Genomic DNA, 21598 nt, shown 5'->3' with positions numbered 1-21598 from the left:
CGACAAGAAAAAATAGACGCCCGATTTTCGGCGGACGCGGCAGGCGCGCGGTGCTAGAAAGTCCGCATGCTTTTCGAACGCCCCGATGATGATACGCTCTATGATGCCCTGATCGCGCGCAGCGCCGATTACGAGGGCCAGGCCTATGTCGGCGTGAAGACGACGGGCATCTTCTGCCGTCTGACCTGCCCGGCGCGCAAGCCGAAGCGGGAAAACACGATCTTTTTCGATACGATCGCCGCCTGCATGCATTCCGGCTTTCGCCCCTGCCGGCGCTGCAGGCCGCTTGAGCAGCCGGGCAGGGAACCCGTCGTAGACGAGTTGCTGGCGCGGCTCGACAGCGAGCCTGATATCCGCTGGACCGAGGAGGAACTCGTCCGCAGAGGTCATGATCCCTCGACCGTGCGGCGAGCCTTCAAGCGGGCACTCGGCATGACCTTCCATGACATCGTCCGTTACCGGCGTCTCGGTGAGGCTGCCCGGCAACTGGCGGATGGGGCGCGCGTCATCGATGCGCAGATCGAGGCCGGCTACGAATCTCCGAGCGGTTTTCGGGCTGCTTTTCAGCGGCTCGTCGGCAAGGCGCCGGCGCTGTCGCAGAACCGCGAACTGCTCTTTGCCGACTGGTTCGACACGCCGCTCGGCCCGATGGTCGCGGTCGCCGACCGGGCACATCTGCATCTTCTCGAGTTTCATGACCGTAAGGCGCTGCCGACCGAGCTCGAAGCGCTGCAGAAGCGTGTCCGTTCCTCGGTCGCGATCGGCCGCACGCCTGTCATCGACCAGATCGAGACGGAGATCCGGGATTATTTCGAAGGCCGGCTCACCGTCTTCAAAACGCCGCTGGCGCTTGGCGGCACGCCTTTCGAGAAGCATGTCTGGGCAAAGCTCATGGATATTCCCGCCGGTCAGACGCGCGCCTATGGCGATCTGGCAAGGGAGATGGAGAGGCCGGAGGTCGTGCGTGCCGTCGGCCGCGCCAACGGCGCCAACCAGCTCGCCATCATCGTGCCCTGCCATCGTATCCTCGGGGCGGATGGCTCTTTGACCGGCTATGGCGGCGGGCTCTGGCGCAAGCAATGGCTGCTGCGGCATGAAGAGAAGATCAACGCGCAGGCAAAGATGGAGGAGAGTGCATGAACCAGAATGAAAAAGCCAAGGCGTTCCACGCATTGCACCGGAAGGGCGATCCGATCGTCCTCTATAATATCTGGGATGCGGGCACGGCGAAGGCCGTTGCCGATGCCGGGGCCAAGGCGCTTGCGACGGGGAGCTGGTCGGTTGCGGCAGCCCAGGGTTATGCCGATGGCGAGAAGCTGCCGATGCCGGCGCTGGTCGAGACGGTGAAATCCATCACCAATGTCATCGATCTCCCGCTTTCGGTCGATTTCGAAGGGGCTTATTCGGCGGAGCCTGCAGGTGCCGCCGCCAATGTCGCCAAGCTGGTGGAGGTCGGCGCGATCGGCATCAATTTCGAGGATCGGGTCGTCGACGGCAGCGGGCTCCATCCGGTCGAACGGCAGGCGGCGCGCATCCGCGCCATTCGCGAGATGGCGGAAGGAAAGGACATTCCATTTTTCATCAACGCCCGCACCGACCTCTTCCTTGCCGAGAGCGATCTCTCCAAACATGCCGGCCTGGTGGACGAAGCGATCGAGCGGGGCAGGGCCTATGCGGAGGCCGGCGGCAGCGGCTTCTTCGTTCCGGGCTTGATCGATCCTGCATTGATCGAAAAGATCTGCGCGGCATCGCCGCTGCCCGTCAATATTATGATGAGGCCGGGCGCTCCCGATGTGAAAACGCTGGCAAAGCTTGGCGTCGGCCGCGTCAGCTATGGTCCGGGGCCGTACCGGTCGATGATGGAAAAGCTGAAGCAGGAGGCTACGGCGGTCTATAGCCAACTTTGAGGCCGCGCCCGCAAAGTAGATGCGCCCTTCCTATCGGTGAAGGGCGCAGCCTTTGATCAGGGAACGATCAGTGTGCCGATGCCGTGCTCGGTGAAGATTTCGAGCAGGACGGAATGGGCGGTCTTGCCGTTCAGGATGACGACGCCCTGGACGCCGGCCCTGATCGCATCGATGCAGGTTTCGACCTTGGGAATCATGCCGCCCGAGATGGTGCCGTCGGCGATCAGCGCATGCGCTTCGGCGACCGAGAGTTCCTTGATGAGCTGGCCGTTCTTGTCGAGAACGCCGGGCACATCCGTCAGGAACAGCAGACGCGTGGCGTTCAGCGCACCGGCAATGGCGCCGGCAAAGGTATCGGCGTTGATATTGTAGGTCGCGCCGTCGCGGCCCGGCGCCACCGGCGCGATGACCGGAATCATCTCCGAGCGGGCGAGAAGGTCGAGCAGCGTGCGGTCGACCTCGACCACTTCGCCGACGAAGCCGAGATCGAGCACGCGCTCGATGTTCGAATCCGGATCCTTCACGGTCTTGCGCGCCTTTTCGGCGAAGACCATGTTGCCGTCCTTGCCGCAAAGGCCGATCGCCCATTCGCCGGTCTGGTTGATGAGCGCGACGATCTCCTTGTTGATCGAGCCCGCGAGCACCATCTCGACGATCTCGACCGTCTTCTGATCGGTGACGCGAAGCCCGCCCTCGAATTTCGATTCGATGCCCATCTTGTTCAGCATGGCGCCGATCTGCGGCCCGCCGCCATGAACGACGATCGGGTTGACGCCCGACTGCTTCAGCAGTGCGATGTCGCTGGCAAAGGCCTTGCCGAGCTCGGGATTGCCCATCGCGTGCCCGCCATATTTCACGACGATCGTCTTGTTTTCATAGCGCTGCATGAAGGGCAGCGCCTGTGCGAGAAGACGTGCCTGGATTTCGCTTTCGGACTCGTTCATGGGGACCCCGCAGAATTGATCGCGGCCTTTTATCCCAAGTTTCTGACAGAGGGAATAATCCAGCACGCAATAGTTTTTCGTATGTGGCGCTGAACCGGAGCACTTCGCTCTTCGGCTCGTTGCGAGCACGATATGAGGAACGGCATGCAAGGCAATGAGATCGCAGACCTAATCGGCCGCGTCGCGCTCGGCGACCGCAGGGCCTTCGTTGCCCTCTACAACCAGACCGGACCGAAACTTTTCGCGATCTGCCTGCGTATCTTGAATGATCGCCCGGAGGCCGAGGAAGCCCTGCAGGAAGTCTATATCAGCATCTGGCAGCGGGCGGCGAGCTTCTCGGCGGCTTCGGGTTCGCCCTCCGTCTGGCTGGCGGCGATTGCACGCAATCGCGCGATCGACGTGCTGCGGGCGCGCAAGCCGATCGCCGACGAACTGGACAGCGCCTACGATCTTGCCGATGCCGCACCCGACCCGGAAAGACAGACAGCCATAAAGGATGAAGGAAGGCGGATTGACACCTGCATGGAAGAGTTGGAAGCTGATCGGGCGGTCGCGGTGAAACGGGCTTATGTCGAAGGGCTGAGCTATCAGGAACTGGCCGATCAGTTTGGTGTTCCGCTGAACACGATGCGGACCTGGCTCAGGCGCAGCCTCTTGAAACTGAGAGAGTGCATGGAACGATGACATCGCCCGACAAAAGCAAGGGAAACCGCTCCCGTGACGAGGTTCTCGCCGGCGAATATGTGCTCGGCGTCCTGTCGCTCCCGGATCGTCGGGTGGTGGAAGAGCGGATGCGTCACGATCGGACCTTCGCTGCGATCGTCAGCCGCTGGGAAACCAACCTTTCCGCCTTCAACGACGAATATGAGGGCGTCGCCCCGAGCCGCGAGACCTTCAAGCAGATCGAGGCGCGCCTTTTCGGCGAGGGCGAAAAGAGCCCATCCTTCTCGCAAGGGCTCTGGAATTCCGCCGTCTTCTGGCGCTCGCTGGCTTTTGCCTGCATCGTCGTCGCCGTCAGCGCCGTCATCTTCGCCTCCGGCGTGGTGCCGCAGCCGGAGGGACCGACGCCTCTGGTGGCCGAGCTTTCGGGCGAAAACAACGCGATCAATCTGCGCGCCGCCTACGAAACCCAGAGCGGCCGGCTGAAGATCGTGCCGGTCGCTGCCGGCAAGCCGGAGGAGAAATCGCTGGAGCTCTGGCTGTTGCAGGGCAGCGGCATGCCGAAATCGCTCGGCATCTTCCAGCCGGGCGCAGGTGGAGAGCTCGTCATTCCGGCCGAACTGCGCGGTCGGATAGCCGACGGCGCCACTCTTGCCGTCAGCCTCGAACCCTTCGGCGGCTCTCCGACGGGACAGGCGACCGGCCCTGTCATCGCAAGCGGTAAAGTGCGCCGCCCATAAATCATTTCTCCCTCTGAAACTCTTCTGCGCGGACCTCCGTAGTTCGTAATGTCCGGACGACGCTGAGGCATGAAGCCGGCGGATGGTCCCGGCCTGCATAATTCCTTAAATCGGAAATCGATTTAAGGACAAATTATGCAGCAACTCAAAGTGTTGCAGCGTCCTTTGCGCGTCTGAAAGACGCGCGGCGCTGCATGGGAGAAAACCATGATCAAGTCCGTATTGCGCGGCTTCGCGCTCGCCACCGCTCTGTCGGCAGTCGCCTTTGCTGCCTCGAAAAACCCGATGGTCGGCGGCGCGGCGATGTTCGACAGCAAGAACATCATCGAAAACGCCATGAATTCCAAGGATCACACGACGCTGGTCGCAGCCGTCAAGGCCGCCGGCCTGGTCGGCACGCTCGAGGGCAAAGGCCCCTTCACCGTGTTTGCGCCGACGAACGAAGCCTTCGCTGCCCTGCCGAAAGGCACGGTCGACACGCTGCTGAAGCCGGCAAACAAGGCCACGCTCACCAAGGTGCTGACCTGCCATGTCGTTGCGGCCGATGCGATGGCCAAGACCGTGGCCAAGATGATCAAGGATGACGGCGGCGAGCACGACATCAAGACCGTCGGCGGCTGCGTGCTGAAAGCCAGGGAAAACATGGGCAAGATCACGCTGACCGATGAAAACGGCGATGTCGCCCATGTGACGATCGCCGACGTCAAGCAGTCGAACGGCGTCATCCACGTCGTCGACAAGGTGCTGCTGCCGAAGATGTAAGGCTTAGAGCATGTCGCGCAAAAGTGTGCGGCGGTTTGCGATAACGACATGCGTAAAAACAAAAGACCGAAAGCGCGAGGAGCGAATCTGAAAGATCGCGACGCGCTTTAGTATCGGCAGGTGCAGGGGCGCTCTTCGGGCGCCCCTTTTATTTCCAGTGGGCGATACCGACGGTTTCGGCGATCGCCTGGCGCAGATCATCCAACCCGTCGCCCTTTTCGGACGAGGTGGACAGCACCGCGGGATAGGCGGCGGGGCGCTTGCGGATCTTGTCCGCCGTTTCGGCAAGCAGCTTCGGCACGGCCGGCGCCTTGATCTTGTCCGTCTTGGTCAGCACAACCTGATAGGAGACGGCGGCCTTGTCGAGCAGGGTCAGCACGTCCTCGTCGTTCTTCTTGATACCGTGGCGGCTGTCGATCAGCACATAGACGCGCTTCAGTGTCGCGCGGCCGCGCAGATAATCGAAGACGAGCTTGGTCCACTTATCGACCTGCTCCTTCGGCGCCTGCGCATAACCATAGCCCGGCATGTCGACGATCGCCATGGGCGGCAGGTCGCTGCCCTCGCCGGAATAGCCGTCCGGAACGAAATAATTGAGTTCCTGCGTGCGCCCCGGCGTGTTCGAGGTGCGCGCAAGGCCTTTCTGCCCGACCAGCGCGTTGATCAGCGACGATTTGCCGACATTCGAGCGCCCGGCAAAGGCCACTTCCAACGGCCCTTCCGGCGGGAGGAAGTTGAGCGACGGTACGCCGCGGATGAAGATCCAGGGGTGGCCGAAGAGCGGCTTTTCGGTTTCGGGCATGCGGGGCTCAGTAATCCTCGGGTTCGATTTCCTACCGGGCTTCGTGGTTTTGCAGGCAGATGTCAAGCTTCGGGAGCCGTTTGCGGACTGGCTGAAAACGAAAAGCCCCGCCGGAGCGGGGCTTAGGAGCGTCATTTCGATGGCGCCGCCTTTCGTCGGAAGAGGCCCTTCAGATTGTCGAAGAGTTCAACCTTGACGCCGTGGCGCTTCATGATCACCGACTGCTGCAGCACCGAGAGCGTGTTGTTCCAGGCCCAGTAGATGACGAGGCCGGCCGGGAAGCTTGCCAGCATGAAGGTGAACACCAGCGGCATCCAGTTGAAGATCATCGCCTGCGTCGGATCGGGCGGCGTCGGGTTCATGCGCATTTGCACGAACATGGTAATGCCCATGACCAGCGGCCAGACACCGAGATGCAGGATGGTCGGCGCCTCGAAGGGCAGCAGGCCGAACAGATTGACGATCGTCGTCGGATCGGGCGCCGAAAGGTCCTGGATCCAGCCGAAGAACGGCGCATGCCGCATCTCGATGGTGATGTAGATCACCTTGTAGAGCGAGAAGAAGATCGGGATCTGCAGCGCCACCGGCCAGCAGCCGGCGATCGGGTTGATCTTCTCTTCCTTGTAAAGCTGCATCATCGCCTGCTGCAGCCCCATGCGGTCGTCGCCGAATTTCGCCTTCAGCTCCTCCATCTTCGGCTGCATGCGCTTCATGTTCGCCATAGAGGCATACTGCTTGCTGGCGAGCGGGAAGAACAACAGCTTGACGACGATGGTGGTGCACAGGATCGCCACGCCGAAATTACCGAAGTAGCGGAAGAAGAAGTCCATCAGCTTGAACATCGGCTTGGTGATGAAATAGAACCAGCCCCAGTCGATCAGCCGGTCGAACTTCGGGATCGAATAGGAAGCCTCGTAGCCGTCGATGACGGGCACTTCCTTGGCGCCGGCGAAGACGAGGTTCTTCAGTTCGATCGATTGGCCGGGCGCAACGGTGAAGGCGTCGTCCTTGTAGTCGGCCTGATAGCGCGGCTGACCGTCGGCGAAATGCGAGAAGTGCGCTTCATAAGCGGAACTCTGCGGCGGAACGATCGTCGCGGCCCAGTATTTGTCGGTGATGCCGAGCCAGCCGCCGGTGGACTTTGCAGGGGCCACGGCTTCCTTTTCGACGGCGCTGTATTTGGTTTCGATGAGGCCGTCGTCGCCGATGACGCCGATGAAGCCTTCATGCAGAACGTAGACCGACGGCGTCGTCGGCTTGTTGTAGCGCGTCACGCGGCCGTAGGAGGAGAGCGAGGCGGCGGCCTGTCCGGTGTTCTCGATCTTGTCGGCGACGCTGAACATGTAGCGGTCGTCGACGGAGATGGTCCGGGTAAACGTCAGGCCCTTGTCGTTGGTGTAGGACAGCGTCACCGGCGTCTTTTCGGTGAGCTTGGCGCCCTCGGGCGCCGTCCAGAGCGTCGTGGGGCCGGGAACGGCGCCTGTCGCCTCGCTGCCGATATAGCCGAGTTCGGTGAAATAGCCGTCCTTGGTTTCCGCCGGGCTGAACAGTGTGATGATCGGGCTCGAGTCGTCGACGGTCTCGTGATAGCCCTTGAGCTTCAGGTCGTCGAGGCGGGCGCCGGCAAGGTTGATCGAGCCGGAAAGCGCGGGCGTATCGATGGCAATGCGCGGCGTTTTTGCGAGCGCCTGCTCGAGCGTCGCCGTCGCGACCGCCTGGCCGGAAGGTGCCTGGCCGGAAGGTGCTGCACCGCTCGTCTGGGCCGGCGCCTGGCCGCCTGCGGCGGGCTGCTGAGCCTGCTCGGTCTGCTGCTGCGCCTTCTGGGCTTCCTGTGCCTTCCGCTGGGCCTCGATGCGCGGATTCATGTAAAGAAACTGCCAGCCGAGGACGATCAGCACCGAGAGAGCGATCGCAATGAAGTAATTGCGGTTGTTTTCCATCATACGTTCCTGGGGCGTCCGTCTCCGGAGCGCCGGTGTTTCGGCCTGGTTTCCACGCGGGATTTCAGTTCCGCGGCCAATTCTTTGAAGGACGCCTCAAGCACGTCCCTGCGCGCGACAACCACATAGTCGTGTCCGGGCTGCATTGCAAACCCTGCATGAAGCCGCACCGCCTCTTTCAGGCGCCGCCGCATGCGGTTCCGTTCGACCGCGTTGCCGTGTTTTTTGGTGACTGTAAAACCGACGCGCGCCTGGCTGTCGGGTTCCCTCCGGTCGAGGACTTCGAGGAGGAAGAGGCCGCCGCGGCGTTTTTCGCCTTCGCGCACGGCAAGAAACTGCGGGCGGCTCTTCAGCCGCCCGACAGTGTTTTTCTGTTCTTTGGTCGTCAATTCGCCCGCCATCTCTTCTCGGGCAACCCGGCCTTAGGCCGAGAGACGCTTGCGGCCCTGCGCGCGGCGGGCAGCGATGACCTTGCGGCCACCCTTCGTAGACATGCGCGCACGGAAGCCGTGGCGACGCTTGCGGACAAGCTTGGATGGTTGGTAGGTACGCTTCATTTATTTAAACACCGCGGAGTGCGGCCCTTCTTGAATTTGCATATGCAAGGAGCGTTGTTTTTCGAACGGGCGAGGTCATGAAAGACCTTGAATGACCGGACGTGCGGCGGCTTATACGGATGAAGCCTGGGAAAGTCAATTATACCAGCCGATTTCCCGCGGGCCGCCGGTCATGCCGCAATTTTTCGCACGCCGGTGTTAAGAAATGGCGGCGGCCCGAGATGGTTGCAGCCCTTGTTGCTCTTCCAGGTTTACCTCCTGCCGCCGCGCCATTTTGCCGGGTGAATGAGCGTCGGCAGGTGTCTGGATGGACGGAATTTCGTCGTCGCAATCGTAAACATTGAAGACAACTTTAATAAATTTAGCCGATGTTGGGCGCGTCGGCCGGAGATTTGCTTTCCGGGCCCGTGTCGGAGCTAGGGGGCATTGCATTGAAGATCCGCGCCAAAATCAATCTGCTGGTTTCTGTGATGGGCGCGGTGGCGCTTCTGATCGGCGCAACGGCATTGTCCGCCATGCACGAATACAGTCGCAATCTTACGGCCTACGAAGAGGCCGCCGCCCGGGCCTATGCCGGCGAGCGCCTCAACCGTTTCGTCACGGCCGTGGTCATGGAATCGCGCGGCATCTATGCGGCCAAGACGATCAAGGATACGCCGAACTTTGCCAAGGGCCTGATGGCCGGCCTCGACGAGATCGATAAGGTCATCGCGGGCTGGACGCCGCTCGTTCCCGACAGCGAGAAGGAGACTTTCGCCAAGCTCGTCGCCCGTGCGGCCGAATTCCGCACCTTCCGCACCGAAACGGCCCGCCTCGGCACCGAGGTCGGCCCCGAGGCAGCCAGCCAACAGGGCAATAACGACGCCAACCGCGCCAATCGCAAGGCATTTCAGGCCGAGATCGATGCGGTCGTTACCACCGACAAGGCAGCGCTCGAAGCCGTCAACGCCGAGATCGAGAGCTTCCGGTCTTGGATCCTGATGCTGGTCCTCAGCATCACCGGCATCGGCATCGCGGTCGGCATCGGCATGGGCTTTTATATCGGCACCAGCCATCTGAGCCGCCCGATCAAGCGCGTCACGCATGCGATCAAGGAGGTTGCGGACGGCAATTTCGAAGCTGACGTTCCTTTCGCCGGCCGCCAGGACGAAATCGGCGAGATGGCCGCGGCGGTTGCGGTCTTCAAGCAGAATGGCCTTGCCGTCAAGCGCTTGAACGCTCAGGAAGCCGCGATGCGCGCCAAGAGCGACGATCTGCAGTCCAGCATGTCCGTCGTCGTCGCTGCCGCTGCCGCAGGCGATTTCGGCCACCGCATCAGCAAGGATTACGAGGACGAGAACCTCAACCGGTTCGCCGGCAACATCAACACGCTGCTGTCGAGCGTCGATGCCGGCATCGGCGAGACCCGCCGTGTCATCGCAAGCCTTGCCGAAGGCGACCTCACCCAGACGATGAACGGCAGCTTCCAGGGCGCCTTCGCCGAGTTGCAGCAGAACGTCAACAATACCTTCGTGACGCTGCAGGCGACGATGCGTGAAGTGCGCGACACGACGGAAGCGATGAACGGCAATACGGCAGAGCTGCGCAATGCGAGCGACGACCTGTCAAAGCGCACCGAGCAGCAGGCTGCCGCCCTCGAAGAGACCTCGGCGGCCCTCGATGAGATCACCGCCGTCGTCCAGAATTCCACCGAGCGGGCGCATGAGGCGACCATCATGGTGTCCGAAGCCAAGGAGAATGCCGGCCGCTCCGGCGTCGTCGTGCGCAATGCCGTCGAGGCCATGGGCCGCATCGAGCAGGCCTCGCGCGAAATCAGCCAGATCATCAACGTCATCGACGAGATCGCCTTCCAGACCAACCTGCTGGCGCTCAACGCCGGCGTGGAAGCCGCGCGCGCCGGCGAGGCCGGCAAGGGCTTCGCGGTGGTGGCGCAGGAAGTGCGCGAGCTTGCCCAGCGCTCGGCGACCGCCGCCAAGGACATCAAGGCGCTGATCACCAAGTCGGGCGACGAAGTGCAGATCGGCGTCAAGCTCGTCCAGGCGACCGGCGAGGCGCTTTCGGAGATCGGCACCCGCGTCATCGCCATCAACGATCATATCCATTCGATCGCGACGGCCGCCCGCGAACAGTCGACCGGCCTCAAGGAAGTCAACACCGCCGTCAACCAGATGGACCAGGTCACGCAGCAGAACGCCGCGATGGTGGAGGAAACATCCGCCGCCACCCATAGGCTTTCGGCCGAAGCCAACGGGCTGGTGCACCTCATTGCGCGCTTCAAGCTGTCGAATGCGGCCGCACCCGTCACGCTTGCCCGCACCGAGGCGCACAAGCCCGTCGCTTCGCCCGCCCGCCGGGCGATCGGCAAGGTCGCCCGCGCCTTCGGCGGCAATGCCGCTGCGGCCGAACAGAGCTGGGAAGAATTCTGATCTCTTCGGAATATGTGTCGTTGAACGCCGCCTCCGGGCGGCGTTTTTTTGTGACGACTTGCCGCTGCTCGCAAAGATTTGAAAGCGGAGCATCTTGGTCTAATATAGAGCTCCAACGGTAAGGGCGGCCGCGCCGCCGATCGGGCGAGACGAAAATGCCGGTTCAAGATCAGGGCGATAATCCTTCGGCGGAAATCCCGGCGGCCGGCGAGGCTGCCAAGGGGCGCTGCCCTTCCGCCGGTCTGTTCGGCGGATTGTCCGGCAAGCTGCTCTGGCTCACCGTCTTCTTCATCATGCTCGCCGAAATCCTGATCTTCTTTCCCTCGGTGGCCAGCATGCGTCTGCGCTGGCTGCAGGACAGGCTGAACACGGCCGCCGCAGCCGCCATCGTCATCGACGGGCTGCAGCCGATCGAGCTGCCGCGCGCCCTGCAGAAGGAGACGCTGGAAGCAACCGGCACGAAGGCGATCGTGCTGCGCAAGGACGGCACCTCGCGGCTGCTGGCGACGACGGATATGCCGACCTCGGTCGACGAAGCCTACGATCTGACCGACGTGCCGCCGCTGACGGCGATAGGCGATGCGCTCGATACGCTGATCTTCGGCGGCAACCGGTTGATCCGCGTCTACGGCCCCGTCGGCGAAACCAGCACCGGCGTCGAGGTGGTGATGAAGGAAAAGCCGCTGCGCAGGGCGATGTTCTACTATTCGCGCAACGTGCTGCTGCTGTCGGTGCTGATCTCGCTCTTCACGGCGACGCTGATCTTCTTTGCGATCAACCGCATCCTCATCGGCCCGATCCGCCGGCTGACCGGCAGCATGCAGCAATTCTCCTCCGATCCGGAAAATCCGGCCCATATCTATATCGGCGACGGCGGCCGCGACGAGCTGGCGGTCGCCGGCCGCAACCTCACCTCGATGCAGATGGAGCTGCAGAAGACGCTGAAGCAGCAGAAGAACCTCGCCGCTCTCGGGCTTGCTGTTTCCAAGATCAATCACGACATGCGCAATATCCTGGCGTCGGCGCAGCTGATGTCGGACCGGCTGGTCGATGTCGACGATCCGATGGTCAAGAGCTTCGCTCCGAAGCTGCTGCGCACCATCGACCGCGCCGTCGGTTACACGACCGAGGTGCTGTCCTACGGCAAGGCGAGCGAATCGGCGCCGCGCCGCCGCCACGTTCGTCTTCTAGAGCTGACCCAGGACGTCAAGGACATGCTCGCGATCGATCCGCAGAGCGGCATCGAATTCACGGAGCAGATCGGCGTCGACCTCGAGGTCGATGCCGACGGCGAGCAGCTTTTCCGCGTCATTCACAATCTCTGCCGCAACGCGCTGCAGGCGCTGACGTCGCCGGGCGAGGGCGGCCCGGGTTCCATCAGGCGCATCACCGTCGCCGCTCAGCGCGTCGGCAGCGTCGTCAGCATCACGGTTGATGATACCGGCCCCGGCATGCCGCTGAAGGCGCGCCAGAACCTCTTTGCCGCCTTCCGCGGCTCCGCCCGCTCCGGCGGCACCGGCCTCGGCCTCACCATCGCCCGCGAACTGGTGCTCGCCCATGGCGGCACGATCGCCCTTGTGGAAAAACCGACGGTCGGCACGCAGTTCCGCATCGAGATCCCCGATCGCCCGGTTTCGCTGGAGGATTACCGCAGCCGCGCCCACCTGGAAAAGTGAGACGGATTCGCAAGCCGCCGGCCGCTGGCAGACAAACACGCGATTTTTTCAGAAATGCTCTTGCAATGTCCGAAAGGACCCTTTAGAGAACCGCCCACGCAAGCGGCACGGCCGCTTCTGCAAGCGCACCCGTAGCTCAGCTGGATAGAGCACCAGACTACGAATCTGGGGGTCAGGAGTTCGAATCTCTTCGGGTGCGCCATTCTCTTTTATCAGTGTCGATTGCCATGCAATTTGCCGTTAGGGCAACATTATTGACCGATCTCCGGTGATCACTCCTCTTCCCACATTCGAGCCACGCCTTGGCGGCGGTCATCATCGACGGGAAATCCCCACTCATTATCGTGATGGTGCATGAATTCTGGAGTAGCGGCACACCAGCGGCAAACACGGTTGCCCGTCTGGACCTGAGATCGTCTCGGTCACCTGCTCTCACGGCTTGAGAAAGGCCAGGCGGTCATCCGTGCGGCCGGGCGCAATCTCGAGAATGTCAGCGGTGACGACATCTTCTGCAACGAAAGGGTCTTCTTGAATACGCGTTTCGAGATCGGCGCGGGATGTGTTGTGAGCGAGAACCACTCCGCCCGCGCTTGGCTGAACGCTTCCTGTCAGCAGGAAAATGCCCTCATCGAAGCCTTGCTTGATCCAGCTATTGTGTCCTTCCATCAAGGCAGGCGCTTTGGCTTTGTTGGCAGAGAATTTGAGTGTGACGACGAACATGGTGCTCCTCAGGAATTCTAGAGTAATTCCGCTTTTCTTCGAATCACGGAATTGCTCTATCTATTTGTTTTCACGCAATTCCGGACGCAAAACCGCTGCACACTTTTGCTGGAATTACTCTAGACGGAAACGGTGTTTGGACGAGAGATTGGATCGGGTTGCTGCGCTGCCAGCCACTGGTCCATGTCTTCCACCTCACGGCGGACGAACGCCTCGTCGCGGAAAGCGGTCGCGAGCGCCGCGACGCCCTGGCTCCGCATCAAGATGTGCATGCCGAGCCCATCGGCGTCGGTTTCACGGCCAAGTGCCGCAAACTGACACGACAGCCAATCCCGAAACAAAGTGAAAAGCTTGGCCGCATCGTTCTTGGCAATGTGATCGAGCTTGGCGAGTTCGTTGCAAAGCGTGCCGACCGGGCAGCCATACGCCATGATCTTCGCCTGGTTCACGATGAGGATATGGATGAAGCTACGGATACGTTCGGCGGCGGTTCCAGCCCCGGCCTCCCATGCGTCGAGCATCTCCTTGGTCTTTGAAAGGCGATGTTCGATCACGGCACCGAGAATCTCGTCCTTCGTCCTGAAATGATAATAAAAGTTGCCCCGCGAAAGGCCGACGACTGCCGCGATGTCGGCGAAGGACGTAGCCTCGAAGCCTTTCTCATAAAAGAGCCGGTCGGCAGCCTCGATAATTTGCAGTCGTGTGATCGCTGCCCCCAAGTGTTGGTTCCTTCATTTTCGTCAACGCGCTTCTCGGCGCCGTAGGACGACTGCCCTAATGAAGTTTCTAGGACAATCGACCTAGGGAAGTCAAGGGCAGGGCTCTCCAGGCAGTGGCAACCCTCATTCCCTGGCCGATCGAGCAGGGGGTATGTGGCCGGTTGCAATCTCCAGAGGCAGCCTATACCGTCGCAGCACGTTGCCATTTCGACATTGAACGATGATCATTTTTCTCCGTATCTTCTGCGCCGTATTGTGGCGTTCGATTTTGGTGTTGGTGCTCAACACTCTAGTCACTTACTGGCTGTCTCATCTGGCCGGCTCGCTGCTCGTACAGACCGATTTTTTGGTCAAGGCGCGGCTCTCGCTCTGGTTCTTGCCTGCCGGGATCATCTTTGCGGTGCTTGCTGCGCGGGTCGGAAATGCCGATAGCGTGCTGCTGGAAAAAAGATCGCCGATGTCGTTTGCTCAATGGGGGCAAACTTACGGCTCCCTGGCGGGGTGCGCGTTTCTGATCGTGATGATCACCTGCGTTGCGGCGCTCGTCGCGGAAACCGATGTTTGGCTTGGTCTGCGCACCCTGCTGCCGCTCCCCATGTTTCTGCTTTTCTGGATCGCGGTGTCTGTTTGGCAGGCGAAATCGCTCAGCGTCCACGCCAGGAACAATGAGCGGCTTTCTCCACCAGCCTAGCTTCGCGCAACCTTCCTCATGTATTGGCGGGTCGATGATCTCAGAGGCGCTTCAGCCGGAGGAATGCATGGCGGTGGGAATTTTTCGGGCCTTGGGTGTCGTGGCCATGATGACGGCTCTTGCCGGCTGCATCGACCATGCCAACGAGCCCGTGCTCTTGGCCATTGGTGTGCCGGTCAATCCGCCCGCGGTCGCGAACAGCATCTGCGTGACCGACGGCAACGCCATGTATAACGAGGCGAAGAGGCAATATGAGCTGCGCGCCCAACTGACGGGATATGCTCAAGCCGACGCGCTGGAAGCGGAAACGATCGCGCGCGCCGCGGCCCACAGGCAATATGTGGCCTGCATCTCCGGCCAGGGCTACCGGACATTATACGCGAATTGAGAACGCAGAATTCACGTTTTGGGGCAAGCCTGCCTGAAGGCTCTTCGAACGCTTCTTCCAATCGCGACTTTTCACGTTTTTGAGCGATTCAATCACGCCGGATCGCTTGCAATCACGAGTTTTGGAAGTTGCGCCGAATGGCGGAACCCGGCAGGCCGGGAAGGCATTTTCCTGACATAAATCCACGAAGGAGGGTTTATCATGAAAATGTCCAGTCTTGTTTTCTCCACTGCCTCGATCTGTGCCGTTCTTGCTCTCGCGCCGGCCCTTCCGGCCCAGGCAGCGCCCGCCCAATTGGCTTCGGCGCCTGCCGTCGTCGACGTAAAAATGGTGCAGAATGAAGCGCATGCCGGCATTTGGCACGGCTATCGAGGCTTCCGTACCGAACATCCCGGAACCCGCCGCCATTCCGACGGCTATTGGTATCCGCTTGCCGCATTCAGCGTCGAGGCCGGCACCACGGGCTCCATCGTCCGCCTGCCGGTGAACAGGCCGGCACCTCCGACAATGTGCAACCCTACGTTTTCGGGATCGATCGGTCCCGGCAGCATGCCCTGCGATAACGGCTATTGAGCCGGCAAATGAAAGAGGCGGCGAGGAGCCGCCTTTTTCATTGTCGAGGCGCCGCTCACATGTTTGTGACCTCCCTGGAGACGCCGTGGAATGTGACAAATCCGCTTCCTAACTCGTCGGCGTAAATTCCGTAAATCCTCCCAAGGAGACGACAATGACCACTATCTTCAAGAGCGGCCTGACGGCCGTTGCCTTCGGCGCAATCCTCGGCCTCTCGGCTTTCTCGGCCGGGGCGGCTCCCCTTCAGTCGAGCGCGGTCGAACAGCCTGCTGCCGAGCGTCCGCTTGCCCAGGAGGGCGCCAGGATTCAGCACGACAGGAGCACGACCGGTTCGATCGGTCAGCGCGGCTCGGACAATGCGGGATCGCCCACGCCTTACATGATGAACCCGAAGAAGCCGCTGAACATGGATTGCAAACTCGGCTTCAACCCGACCAGCAGTTCCAGCTGCAACTACTGAGGACGTTGCGGCGTTTCTCTGAAGGCGGTCTCAGGACCGCCTTTTTCGCTCCTCGAAGGTGGGGAGTTCTGCGTCCAGGCAAACACCCGTCAGCCGTTCCGAAACATCCCACAGCCTGCGCCAGACCGCCCTCTCACGCCCGGCCGGAGCGATCTTTGCGCGTGACGGCGAACCTTTCATTTCATAAAAACCGTCCGGACCGTACATGACGCCGCCCTCCGCCTGGGTTGCCGTCGCTGCAAACAAGGTGGGAAGCGCACCCGCCGCCGCCGATTGCGAGGCGACCGGGCCCAGCTGCTCGCTGAGCCGCTGGATGAGGACGGGGCCTTCCTTGCCCATTCGAGGCCCGGCGCTCTGCAGGCCGGTCATGGCAAAACCCGGATGCGCGGCGTTGCTCTTCAGGTGCCAGCCGCGGCGGCGCGCGAGATCGTCGAGCTCCAGCGCCAGCATCAGCGTCGCAAGTTTCGATTGGCAATAGGCGACCCACGGCCGGTAGTGCCGCTCGGATTGCAGGTCGTCGAAATTGATCCTGCCGGAGCGATGCGCCAGGCTGCTGACGGTGACGACGCGCGGCGCGGGCGCGGCGAGCACGATCGGCAGCAACCGCAAGGTCAGCGCGAAATGGCCGAAATAATTGGCGCCGAGCTGCATCTCGAACCCGTCCTCCGTCATATATCGCGTCGGGATCGCCATGACGCCGGCGTTGTTGATCAGAAGATCGATCTGCGGCGCAGTAGCGGCAATGCGCTCGGCGCAATTGGCGACCGAGGCAAGGCTTGCGAGGTCGAGGGGTTCGAAGCGGATTTCCGCCCGCGGATGGGCGGCACGGATCTCGGCAACCACCGCCGCGCCCTTCTCCACATTGCGCGACGCGATGATGACGCGGGCGCCGGCTCCGGCCACGGCCTTGGCCGTCTCGTAGCCGAGGCCGCTGGTGGCGCCGGTGATGATGGCGGTACGGCCGGATTGATCCGGTATCTGATCGGTGGTCCAACTGCTCATCTCAGTGTTCCTCATTCGAAGCCGCAGATGCCGTCGCGCCATTTTTCGTCGTGTGCACCAACATAAATATTGCACTAAATGCAAAAATACAATAGATACAAAAATGCGCTGATTGCCTTTTGCGGGAGCGCATGGGAGATATCTATGCAGAGCGATTGTCGGTTTGCCTTGGAATTGCCATGCTCGGCGCGATGGTCGCATTCATAATCAATCGAATTTCAGACGGGTGGGATAATCATGATCGCAAAGACCGCATGCTCGGATTTCCTGCATTTTTTCCGCTCCTGGGTGAGTAACCCGCTTCGGGTCGCCGCCATCGCGCCGTCGGGCGATTCACTTGCCAGGATCATGACCAGCGAAATCGCGGCGCTGGACGGGCCGATCATCGAGCTTGGTCCGGGGACGGGCGTTTTCACCCGGGCGCTTCTGGCGCGCGGCGTCAGCGAATCCGATCTGACGCTGATCGAATACGGCCCGGAATTCATCGGCGCCCTGCAGGCCCGTTTTCCGGCCGCGCGCGTCCTGCAGATGGATGCCGCCCATCTCGCCCAGGCCGACCTCTACGAGGGCGAGCCGGTTGGCGCCGTCGTCAGCGGCCTGCCGCTGCTGTCCATGTCGCCGCTCAAGATCGCTTCGATCCTTGCCGCCGCCTTCACCTATATGCGGCCGGGCGGGGCCGTCTATCAGTTTACCTATGGCCCGCGCTGCCCGGTGCCGCGGCCGATCCTCGATCGCCTGGGCCTGAAGGCCGTGCGCATCGGCGGCACGGTGCGTAACCTGCCGCCGGCCTCCGTCTACAGAATTTCCCGCCGCAAGCCGCTGGAGCTCTCGCGCGAGCGCCTGAGATATCGTAGCAGCGAAACCGAGATAGAGGATATCGCCGCCTTTTCCGACGAAGCGGGCGGCTGAACACATGATGCCGGGCAGGAATGGCTGAGAGCAAGCGGACGCAATCGACGGAAGGCAGGCGGGAGCGCAAACGGCGGCAGACGCGCGAGCGCATTGAGCAGGCCGCCATGACCCTCTTCCTGGAGCGTGGCTTCGACGCCACGACGATCGAGGATATCACCGAGGCAGCCGACGTCTCCAAGCGCAGCTTCTTCGATTATTTCCCGTCCAAGGAAGAGGTCGTTTTCGCCTGGCAGGATTCCTTTGCCGATCGCCTGATGGCGGCGGTCGCGGCAAGGCCCGCGGAAGAATCTTCCATCGAGGCGGTGGAGGCGGCAATGATCGCAACCTTCATCGCGTCCATAGACGAGAGCAGCCTGGCGATTCATGAACTCATTCTCTCCACTCCCGCGCTGAAGGCCCGTGATCAGCTGAAATATGCCAGGCTCGAACAGAAGCTTGCCGAGGCGCTGCTTCTGCGCAAGAAAAACGTTCCCGGCGAGGCCCCCCGCATGCGCGTCCTTGCGGCGATCGTGATCGGCGCGATGCGCGTCGGTAGTGAACGCTGGCAGCAGCGCCCGCCGGGCGCCTCGCTGCAGGATTTCGCCCGTGAGACCGTTGCCGGGCTTTGGAAGATACTGGCGGAATTCGGCGACGAGGCGAAGACCAGGCTTTGACGCAGGTCATCCGACGATCGGCATGATCGCCCAGTCGTTCACCCAGATGAGACGAAGGCGCTCCCGAGCCGAGTTCAATTTTCCGCGCCATCACTGTTATCCGGTCGGCTCCATCCTATATCTGCAAGCGTCGCAGCCGCCACATTCCCAACATCACCTCGATGGGCGGTCATCACCATGCCGGCATCGCTTTTCACTACGGCAGCAAACTCGAAACTTGCGTTTCTCAAAAGCGTGCCTTCGCCGACGATTTTGAATGATTTCATTGATCAAGAGAGGAAAGATCATGTCCAGTCATAACGCAGCCAAGTCGGGCACCTTCAGGATCGGCGGCGATATCGAGATTAATCGTCTCGGTTTCGGCGCCATGCGCGTCACCGGAGAAGGCATCTGGGGCGAGCCGGCCGACCATGCCGAGTCCATCCGAACGCTGAAGCGCCTGCCGGAACTCGGCGTCAACTTCATCGATACGGCCGATTCCTACGGTCCGGATGTCTCCGAATGGCTGATCAAGGAGGCCCTGCATCCCTATGGCGCCAAGTCCGTCGTCGCCACCAAGGGCGGGCTGACCCGCCACGGCCCCAATATCTGGCTGCCGGTCGGCCGGCCCGAATATCTCATCCAGCAGGCGCATAAGAGCCTGCGCAATCTCGGGGTTGAGCAGATCGATCTCTGGCAGCTTCACCGCATCGACCCGAAGGTGCCGGCCAAGGAGCAATTCGACGCGATCAAATCGCTGCTCGATGCCGGCCTCATCCGCCACGCGGGTCTGAGCGAAGTGTCGGTTGCCGACATCGAGGCGGCCTCGAAGCATTTCAAGGTCGCAACGGTCCAGAACCGCTACAATCTCGTCGATCGCACCAGCGAGGACGTGCTTGATTACTGCGCCAAGCACAATATCGGCTTCATCCCGTGGTATCCGCTCGCCGCCGGCGATCTCGCCAAGCCGGGCTCGCTGCTCGATACGATCGCCAGGAAGCACAATGCCGCGCCGAGCCAGATCGCGCTCGCCTGGGTGCTGAAGCGCAGCCCGGTCATGCTGCCGATCCCCGGTACCTCGAAGGTCAAACACCTCGAGGAAAATGTCGCGGCGGTTGAGATCACGCTGTCGGAAGAGGAATTCTCGGCACTGGACGCTGAGGGTCGGAAGGTCTTCAAGGCGGCTTGAGGGGCAATGCAAGCTTGCGGCTGCTGTTGCGTTTGTGCGTGTCAATTGCCCCTCACCCTAACCCTCTCCCCGCTTGCGGGGCGAGGGGACGTGCCCTGCGAGAGGTCGGTGGGGAACGGAAAGGGTGCGGCATGGTCCCTTCGCCCCGTTTACGGGGGTCCGAAGGACGGGTCGAGACCCGTGGCTCGCCCCGGTCGGTGCCGGCAGGCGGATGAGGGGCTACCCCGCTGCCGCATCTTTCGGCAAACTTTGACCATCCGGTCAAAGATGCTGCAAAATGAGGCGTCGACTTGGCATTTTGAGGGCAAGCATTGCGCGCAGTGCATTGCTGCATTGCGGTAATTTCGCTATTCCCGATCAGATGAATGGGGTATCACTATCTTCGTAAGCAGCGCACTCCTCCTCCCAAGCGCTCTTACATCGGACTGACAACACTCCTCCTCCCAGTTGTCAGTCAGGATCAAGAGCCTGGCGCACCTCCTCCCGCGCCAGGCTCTTTTCTTTTTCCGCTCAAGCTTTCCATCTCATCCGGTTTGACTCGGCAAGCGTCGTCGGACTATTTGAACGGGCGCCTCCTGTCCGGTGCGCGCACCGGTTGGAGTTTGGCCATGATCGGCAAATGGCGCGCCTCGCATGCGGCCCTGACAGGTCTTCTCGTTGCAGCAATGGCGCTCGCCGGCTGCGGCGGCAGGCCGGTTGGTGTCATGCAGGCTGCCGGCAGCGTGCCGCCGGGCACCTCGAAGGTCGACCTTCTCGTCGCGACGACGCGTGCCGCCGACGACAATCCCGCCGTGCTCTTCTCCGGCGAACGCGGCACCGGCTTGGCCGTCAACGCCGTCGATGTCTCCATTCCGCCGGACGCCAATCGCAAGGTCGGCCAGGTGCAATGGCCGAAGCGCCTGCCGGCCGATCCGCTGCGCGACTTCGTCACCGTTTCCGTCGATCCGCTGGAAGGCGAGCGGGCGGGCGAGACCTGGTTGAAGACGCATATGCCGAAGAGCCGGCGCGTGCTCGTTTTCGTGCACGGTTTCAACAATCGCTACGAAGACGCCGTCTACCGCTTTGCGCAGATCGTCCATGATTCGCATGCCGACGTTGCGCCTGTCGTCTTCACCTGGCCTTCGCGCGCCAGCATCTTCGATTACAATTACGACAAGGAAAGCACCAATTATTCCCGCGACGCGCTGGAGGAATTGTTGACCCGCACCGCCGCCAATCCCGCCGTCAGCGACGTGACCATCATGGCCCATTCGATGGGCACGTGGCTGACCGTCGAAGCGCTCCGGCAGATGGCGATCCGCAACGGTCACGTCGCTTCCAAGATCAACAATGTCATCCTCGCCTCGCCCGATCTCGATGTCGACGTCTTCGGCCGCCAGTTCGCAAGCCTCGGCAAGGACCGGCCGCATTTCACCATCTTCGTCTCCCAGGATGACCGCGCTCTGGCCCTGTCGCGGCGCATCTCCGGCAATGTCGATCGCCTCGGCCAGATCGATCCCTCCGCCGAGCCCTACCGCAGCAAGCTCGAGGCGGCCGGCATCACCGTGCTCGATCTCACCAAGCTCAAGGGCGGCGATCGCCTGAACCACGGCAAATTCGCCGAAAGCCCGGAAGTGGTGAAGCTGATCGGCGACCGGCTGATTGCCGGCCAGACCATTACCGATTCGAATGTCGGCCTCGGCGAAGCCGTCGGCGCTGTGGCGATGGGGGCTGCCCAGACCGCCGGAAGCGCCGTCAGCGTCGCGGTCAGCACGCCGATTGCGATCTTCGATCCGCGCACCCGGCGCAACTACGACGCTCAGCTGAAACGTCTCGGCCAATCGATGAACAATACCGTCGGCTCGGTTGGCGACAGCGTCGGTGCGGGCCTGCCCGAAAGCCAGTAAAAATCCGTAGGC

General features: G+C 61.8%; 24 protein-coding genes and 1 tRNA gene. 16 read left to right on the top strand and 9 right to left on the bottom strand.

Going from position 1 to position 21598, the window contains the following annotated elements; genetic code table 11:
• Positions 1 to 66 precede the first annotated feature (66 nt).
• Entirely contained in the window at positions 67 to 1140 is a 1074-nt protein-coding gene (locus QD408_RS00705) for a bifunctional transcriptional activator/DNA repair enzyme AdaA (protein WP_414138008.1), read from the top strand.
• Entirely contained in the window at positions 1137 to 1907 is a 771-nt protein-coding gene (locus tag QD408_RS00700) for an isocitrate lyase/PEP mutase family protein (protein WP_414138007.1), read from the top strand. Before QD408_RS00705 ends, QD408_RS00700 begins: the two co-directional genes overlap by 4 nt.
• A gap of 56 nt (positions 1908 to 1963) precedes the next feature.
• Here QD408_RS00700 and argB read toward each other — a convergent pair whose 3' ends face one another.
• Positions 1964 to 2851, bottom strand: coding sequence for an acetylglutamate kinase (gene argB, locus QD408_RS00695; RefSeq protein WP_088684543.1), 888 nt, complete (start codon positions 2849 to 2851; stop codon positions 1964 to 1966).
• Positions 2852 to 2995: 144 nt separating this feature from the next.
• Between argB and QD408_RS00690 the strand changes: the two genes are divergently transcribed.
• The 3 genes from QD408_RS00690 (at position 2996) to QD408_RS00680 (ending at position 5013) form a co-directional block, all read left to right on the top strand.
• Complete coding sequence (locus tag QD408_RS00690) at positions 2996 to 3535, top strand: sigma-70 family RNA polymerase sigma factor (protein WP_088684544.1); 540 nt, start codon at positions 2996 to 2998, stop codon at positions 3533 to 3535.
• Entirely contained in the window at positions 3532 to 4251 is a 720-nt protein-coding gene (locus tag QD408_RS00685; protein ID WP_414138006.1) for an anti-sigma factor domain-containing protein, read from the top strand. The genes QD408_RS00690 and QD408_RS00685 overlap by 4 nt, the downstream gene beginning before the upstream one ends.
• Positions 4252 to 4458: 207 nt before the next feature.
• Positions 4459 to 5013, top strand: a complete 555-nt coding sequence (locus QD408_RS00680) for a fasciclin domain-containing protein (protein ID WP_414138005.1) — start codon at positions 4459 to 4461, stop codon at positions 5011 to 5013.
• 148 nt (positions 5014 to 5161) lie between these two features.
• Here QD408_RS00680 and yihA read toward each other — a convergent pair whose 3' ends face one another.
• The 4 genes from yihA to rpmH all read right to left on the bottom strand — a co-directional run bounded on the left by yihA (position 5162) and on the right by rpmH (position 8312).
• Positions 5162 to 5815: a ribosome biogenesis GTP-binding protein YihA/YsxC gene (gene yihA / locus QD408_RS00675; RefSeq protein ID WP_088684547.1), complete on the bottom strand. Its 654-nt coding sequence runs from the start codon at positions 5813 to 5815 to the stop codon at positions 5162 to 5164.
• Positions 5816 to 5946: 131 nt separating this feature from the next.
• The gene (yidC, locus tag QD408_RS00670) at positions 5947 to 7755 is read right to left on the bottom strand and encodes a membrane protein insertase YidC (protein WP_088684548.1); all 1809 of its coding nucleotides are present in this window, start codon (positions 7753 to 7755) and stop codon (positions 5947 to 5949) included.
• On the bottom strand, positions 7755 to 8156 hold the full coding sequence (rnpA, locus tag QD408_RS00665) for a ribonuclease P protein component (RefSeq protein ID WP_088684549.1): 402 nt from the start codon (positions 8154 to 8156) through the stop codon (positions 7755 to 7757). Before rnpA ends, yidC begins: the two co-directional genes overlap by 1 nt.
• A 21-nt stretch (positions 8157 to 8177) precedes the next feature.
• Positions 8178 to 8312, bottom strand: coding sequence for a 50S ribosomal protein L34 (rpmH, locus tag QD408_RS00660; protein ID WP_008524438.1), 135 nt, complete (start codon positions 8310 to 8312; stop codon positions 8178 to 8180).
• Positions 8313 to 8743: 431 nt separating this feature from the next.
• Here rpmH and QD408_RS00655 point away from each other — a divergent pair, with 431 nt between their 5' ends.
• From QD408_RS00655 to QD408_RS00645, 3 genes are all read left to right on the top strand, one after another.
• On the top strand, positions 8744 to 10738 hold the full coding sequence (locus QD408_RS00655; protein WP_088684550.1) for a methyl-accepting chemotaxis protein: 1995 nt from the start codon (positions 8744 to 8746) through the stop codon (positions 10736 to 10738).
• A gap of 155 nt (positions 10739 to 10893) precedes the next feature.
• Complete coding sequence (locus tag QD408_RS00650) at positions 10894 to 12414, top strand: ATP-binding protein (RefSeq protein ID WP_088684551.1); 1521 nt, start codon at positions 10894 to 10896, stop codon at positions 12412 to 12414.
• A gap of 125 nt (positions 12415 to 12539) precedes the next feature.
• Positions 12540 to 12616 (top strand) — tRNA-Arg (locus QD408_RS00645).
• A 230-nt stretch (positions 12617 to 12846) separates the two neighbouring features.
• Here QD408_RS00645 and QD408_RS00640 read toward each other — a convergent pair.
• Together QD408_RS00640 and QD408_RS00635 are read right to left on the bottom strand one after the other, a co-directional pair.
• Positions 12847 to 13134, bottom strand: a complete 288-nt coding sequence (locus QD408_RS00640) for a YciI family protein (protein ID WP_088684552.1) — start codon at positions 13132 to 13134, stop codon at positions 12847 to 12849.
• Between the two features lie 119 nt (positions 13135 to 13253).
• Positions 13254 to 13853 (bottom strand): TetR/AcrR family transcriptional regulator, encoded by a 600-nt coding sequence (locus tag QD408_RS00635; protein WP_414138004.1) that lies wholly within the window; start codon positions 13851 to 13853, stop codon positions 13254 to 13256.
• A 220-nt stretch (positions 13854 to 14073) separates the two neighbouring features.
• Between QD408_RS00635 and QD408_RS00630 the strand changes: the two genes are divergently transcribed.
• From QD408_RS00630 to QD408_RS00615, 4 genes are all read left to right on the top strand, one after another.
• On the top strand, positions 14074 to 14544 hold the full coding sequence (locus tag QD408_RS00630; protein WP_088684554.1) for a hypothetical protein: 471 nt from the start codon (positions 14074 to 14076) through the stop codon (positions 14542 to 14544).
• 67 nt (positions 14545 to 14611) lie between these two features.
• Positions 14612 to 14932, top strand: a complete 321-nt coding sequence (locus QD408_RS00625; protein WP_414138003.1) for a hypothetical protein — start codon at positions 14612 to 14614, stop codon at positions 14930 to 14932.
• Between the two features lie 201 nt (positions 14933 to 15133).
• Positions 15134 to 15505, top strand: a complete 372-nt coding sequence (locus QD408_RS00620; RefSeq protein ID WP_088684556.1) for a cell surface protein — start codon at positions 15134 to 15136, stop codon at positions 15503 to 15505.
• Positions 15506 to 15659: 154 nt separating this feature from the next.
• Positions 15660 to 15965 (top strand): hypothetical protein, encoded by a 306-nt coding sequence (locus QD408_RS00615; RefSeq protein ID WP_088684557.1) that lies wholly within the window; start codon positions 15660 to 15662, stop codon positions 15963 to 15965.
• A 30-nt stretch (positions 15966 to 15995) separates the two neighbouring features.
• Here the strand turns inward: QD408_RS00615 and QD408_RS00610 are convergent, their stop codons facing one another.
• Positions 15996 to 16967 (bottom strand): SDR family oxidoreductase, encoded by a 972-nt coding sequence (locus QD408_RS00610; protein ID WP_088684558.1) that lies wholly within the window; start codon positions 16965 to 16967, stop codon positions 15996 to 15998.
• A gap of 237 nt (positions 16968 to 17204) precedes the next feature.
• Between QD408_RS00610 and QD408_RS00605 the strand changes: the two genes are divergently transcribed.
• Both QD408_RS00605 and QD408_RS00600 read left to right on the top strand, forming a co-directional pair.
• Positions 17205 to 17876, top strand: a complete 672-nt coding sequence (locus QD408_RS00605) for a class I SAM-dependent methyltransferase (protein ID WP_088684559.1) — start codon at positions 17205 to 17207, stop codon at positions 17874 to 17876.
• 20 nt (positions 17877 to 17896) lie between these two features.
• Positions 17897 to 18532, top strand: a complete 636-nt coding sequence (locus tag QD408_RS00600) for a TetR family transcriptional regulator (protein ID WP_088684560.1) — start codon at positions 17897 to 17899, stop codon at positions 18530 to 18532.
• 74 nt (positions 18533 to 18606) lie between these two features.
• Here the strand turns inward: QD408_RS00600 and QD408_RS00595 are convergent, their stop codons facing one another.
• Positions 18607 to 18798 (bottom strand): hypothetical protein, encoded by a 192-nt coding sequence (locus QD408_RS00595; RefSeq protein ID WP_141105666.1) that lies wholly within the window; start codon positions 18796 to 18798, stop codon positions 18607 to 18609.
• 20 nt (positions 18799 to 18818) lie between these two features.
• On the opposite strand from QD408_RS00595, the gene QD408_RS00590 reads away from it, so the two are divergent.
• Both QD408_RS00590 and QD408_RS00585 read left to right on the top strand, forming a co-directional pair.
• On the top strand, positions 18819 to 19700 hold the full coding sequence (locus QD408_RS00590) for an aldo/keto reductase (RefSeq protein WP_088684561.1): 882 nt from the start codon (positions 18819 to 18821) through the stop codon (positions 19698 to 19700).
• A gap of 608 nt (positions 19701 to 20308) precedes the next feature.
• The gene (locus QD408_RS00585; protein ID WP_414138002.1) at positions 20309 to 21586 is read left to right on the top strand and encodes an alpha/beta hydrolase; all 1278 of its coding nucleotides are present in this window, start codon (positions 20309 to 20311) and stop codon (positions 21584 to 21586) included.
• Positions 21587 to 21598 lie beyond the last annotated feature (12 nt).

Source organism: Rhizobium sp. BR 249, from assembly GCF_047445895.1.
Taxonomy (GTDB): Bacteria; Pseudomonadota; Alphaproteobacteria; order Rhizobiales; family Rhizobiaceae; genus Rhizobium.
This window is presented reverse-complemented; position numbering and strand designations above follow the sequence as displayed.

Coding starts and splice junctions, on each gene's coding strand:
- QD408_RS00705 (WP_414138008.1), top strand. CDS start 67: ATGCTTTTCGAACGCCCCGATGATGATACGCTCTATGATGCCCTGATC.
- QD408_RS00700 (WP_414138007.1), top strand. CDS start 1,137: ATGAACCAGAATGAAAAAGCCAAGGCGTTCCACGCATTGCACCGGAAG.
- argB (WP_088684543.1), bottom strand. CDS start 2,851: ATGAACGAGTCCGAAAGCGAAATCCAGGCACGTCTTCTCGCACAGGCG.
- QD408_RS00690 (WP_088684544.1), top strand. CDS start 2,996: ATGCAAGGCAATGAGATCGCAGACCTAATCGGCCGCGTCGCGCTCGGC.
- QD408_RS00685 (WP_414138006.1), top strand. CDS start 3,532: ATGACATCGCCCGACAAAAGCAAGGGAAACCGCTCCCGTGACGAGGTT.
- QD408_RS00680 (WP_414138005.1), top strand. CDS start 4,459: ATGATCAAGTCCGTATTGCGCGGCTTCGCGCTCGCCACCGCTCTGTCG.
- yihA (WP_088684547.1), bottom strand. CDS start 5,815: ATGCCCGAAACCGAAAAGCCGCTCTTCGGCCACCCCTGGATCTTCATC.
- yidC (WP_088684548.1), bottom strand. CDS start 7,755: ATGGAAAACAACCGCAATTACTTCATTGCGATCGCTCTCTCGGTGCTG.
- rnpA (WP_088684549.1), bottom strand. CDS start 8,156: ATGGCGGGCGAATTGACGACCAAAGAACAGAAAAACACTGTCGGGCGG.
- rpmH (WP_008524438.1), bottom strand. CDS start 8,312: ATGAAGCGTACCTACCAACCATCCAAGCTTGTCCGCAAGCGTCGCCAC.
- QD408_RS00650 (WP_088684551.1), top strand. CDS start 10,894: ATGCCGGTTCAAGATCAGGGCGATAATCCTTCGGCGGAAATCCCGGCG.
- QD408_RS00640 (WP_088684552.1), bottom strand. CDS start 13,134: ATGTTCGTCGTCACACTCAAATTCTCTGCCAACAAAGCCAAAGCGCCT.
- QD408_RS00630 (WP_088684554.1), top strand. CDS start 14,074: ATGATCATTTTTCTCCGTATCTTCTGCGCCGTATTGTGGCGTTCGATT.
- QD408_RS00625 (WP_414138003.1), top strand. CDS start 14,612: ATGGCGGTGGGAATTTTTCGGGCCTTGGGTGTCGTGGCCATGATGACG.
- QD408_RS00620 (WP_088684556.1), top strand. CDS start 15,134: ATGAAAATGTCCAGTCTTGTTTTCTCCACTGCCTCGATCTGTGCCGTT.
- QD408_RS00615 (WP_088684557.1), top strand. CDS start 15,660: ATGACCACTATCTTCAAGAGCGGCCTGACGGCCGTTGCCTTCGGCGCA.
- QD408_RS00610 (WP_088684558.1), bottom strand. CDS start 16,967: ATGAGCAGTTGGACCACCGATCAGATACCGGATCAATCCGGCCGTACC.
- QD408_RS00605 (WP_088684559.1), top strand. CDS start 17,205: ATGATCGCAAAGACCGCATGCTCGGATTTCCTGCATTTTTTCCGCTCC.
- QD408_RS00600 (WP_088684560.1), top strand. CDS start 17,897: ATGGCTGAGAGCAAGCGGACGCAATCGACGGAAGGCAGGCGGGAGCGC.
- QD408_RS00595 (WP_141105666.1), bottom strand. CDS start 18,798: ATGAAATCATTCAAAATCGTCGGCGAAGGCACGCTTTTGAGAAACGCA.
- QD408_RS00590 (WP_088684561.1), top strand. CDS start 18,819: ATGTCCAGTCATAACGCAGCCAAGTCGGGCACCTTCAGGATCGGCGGC.
- QD408_RS00585 (WP_414138002.1), top strand. CDS start 20,309: ATGATCGGCAAATGGCGCGCCTCGCATGCGGCCCTGACAGGTCTTCTC.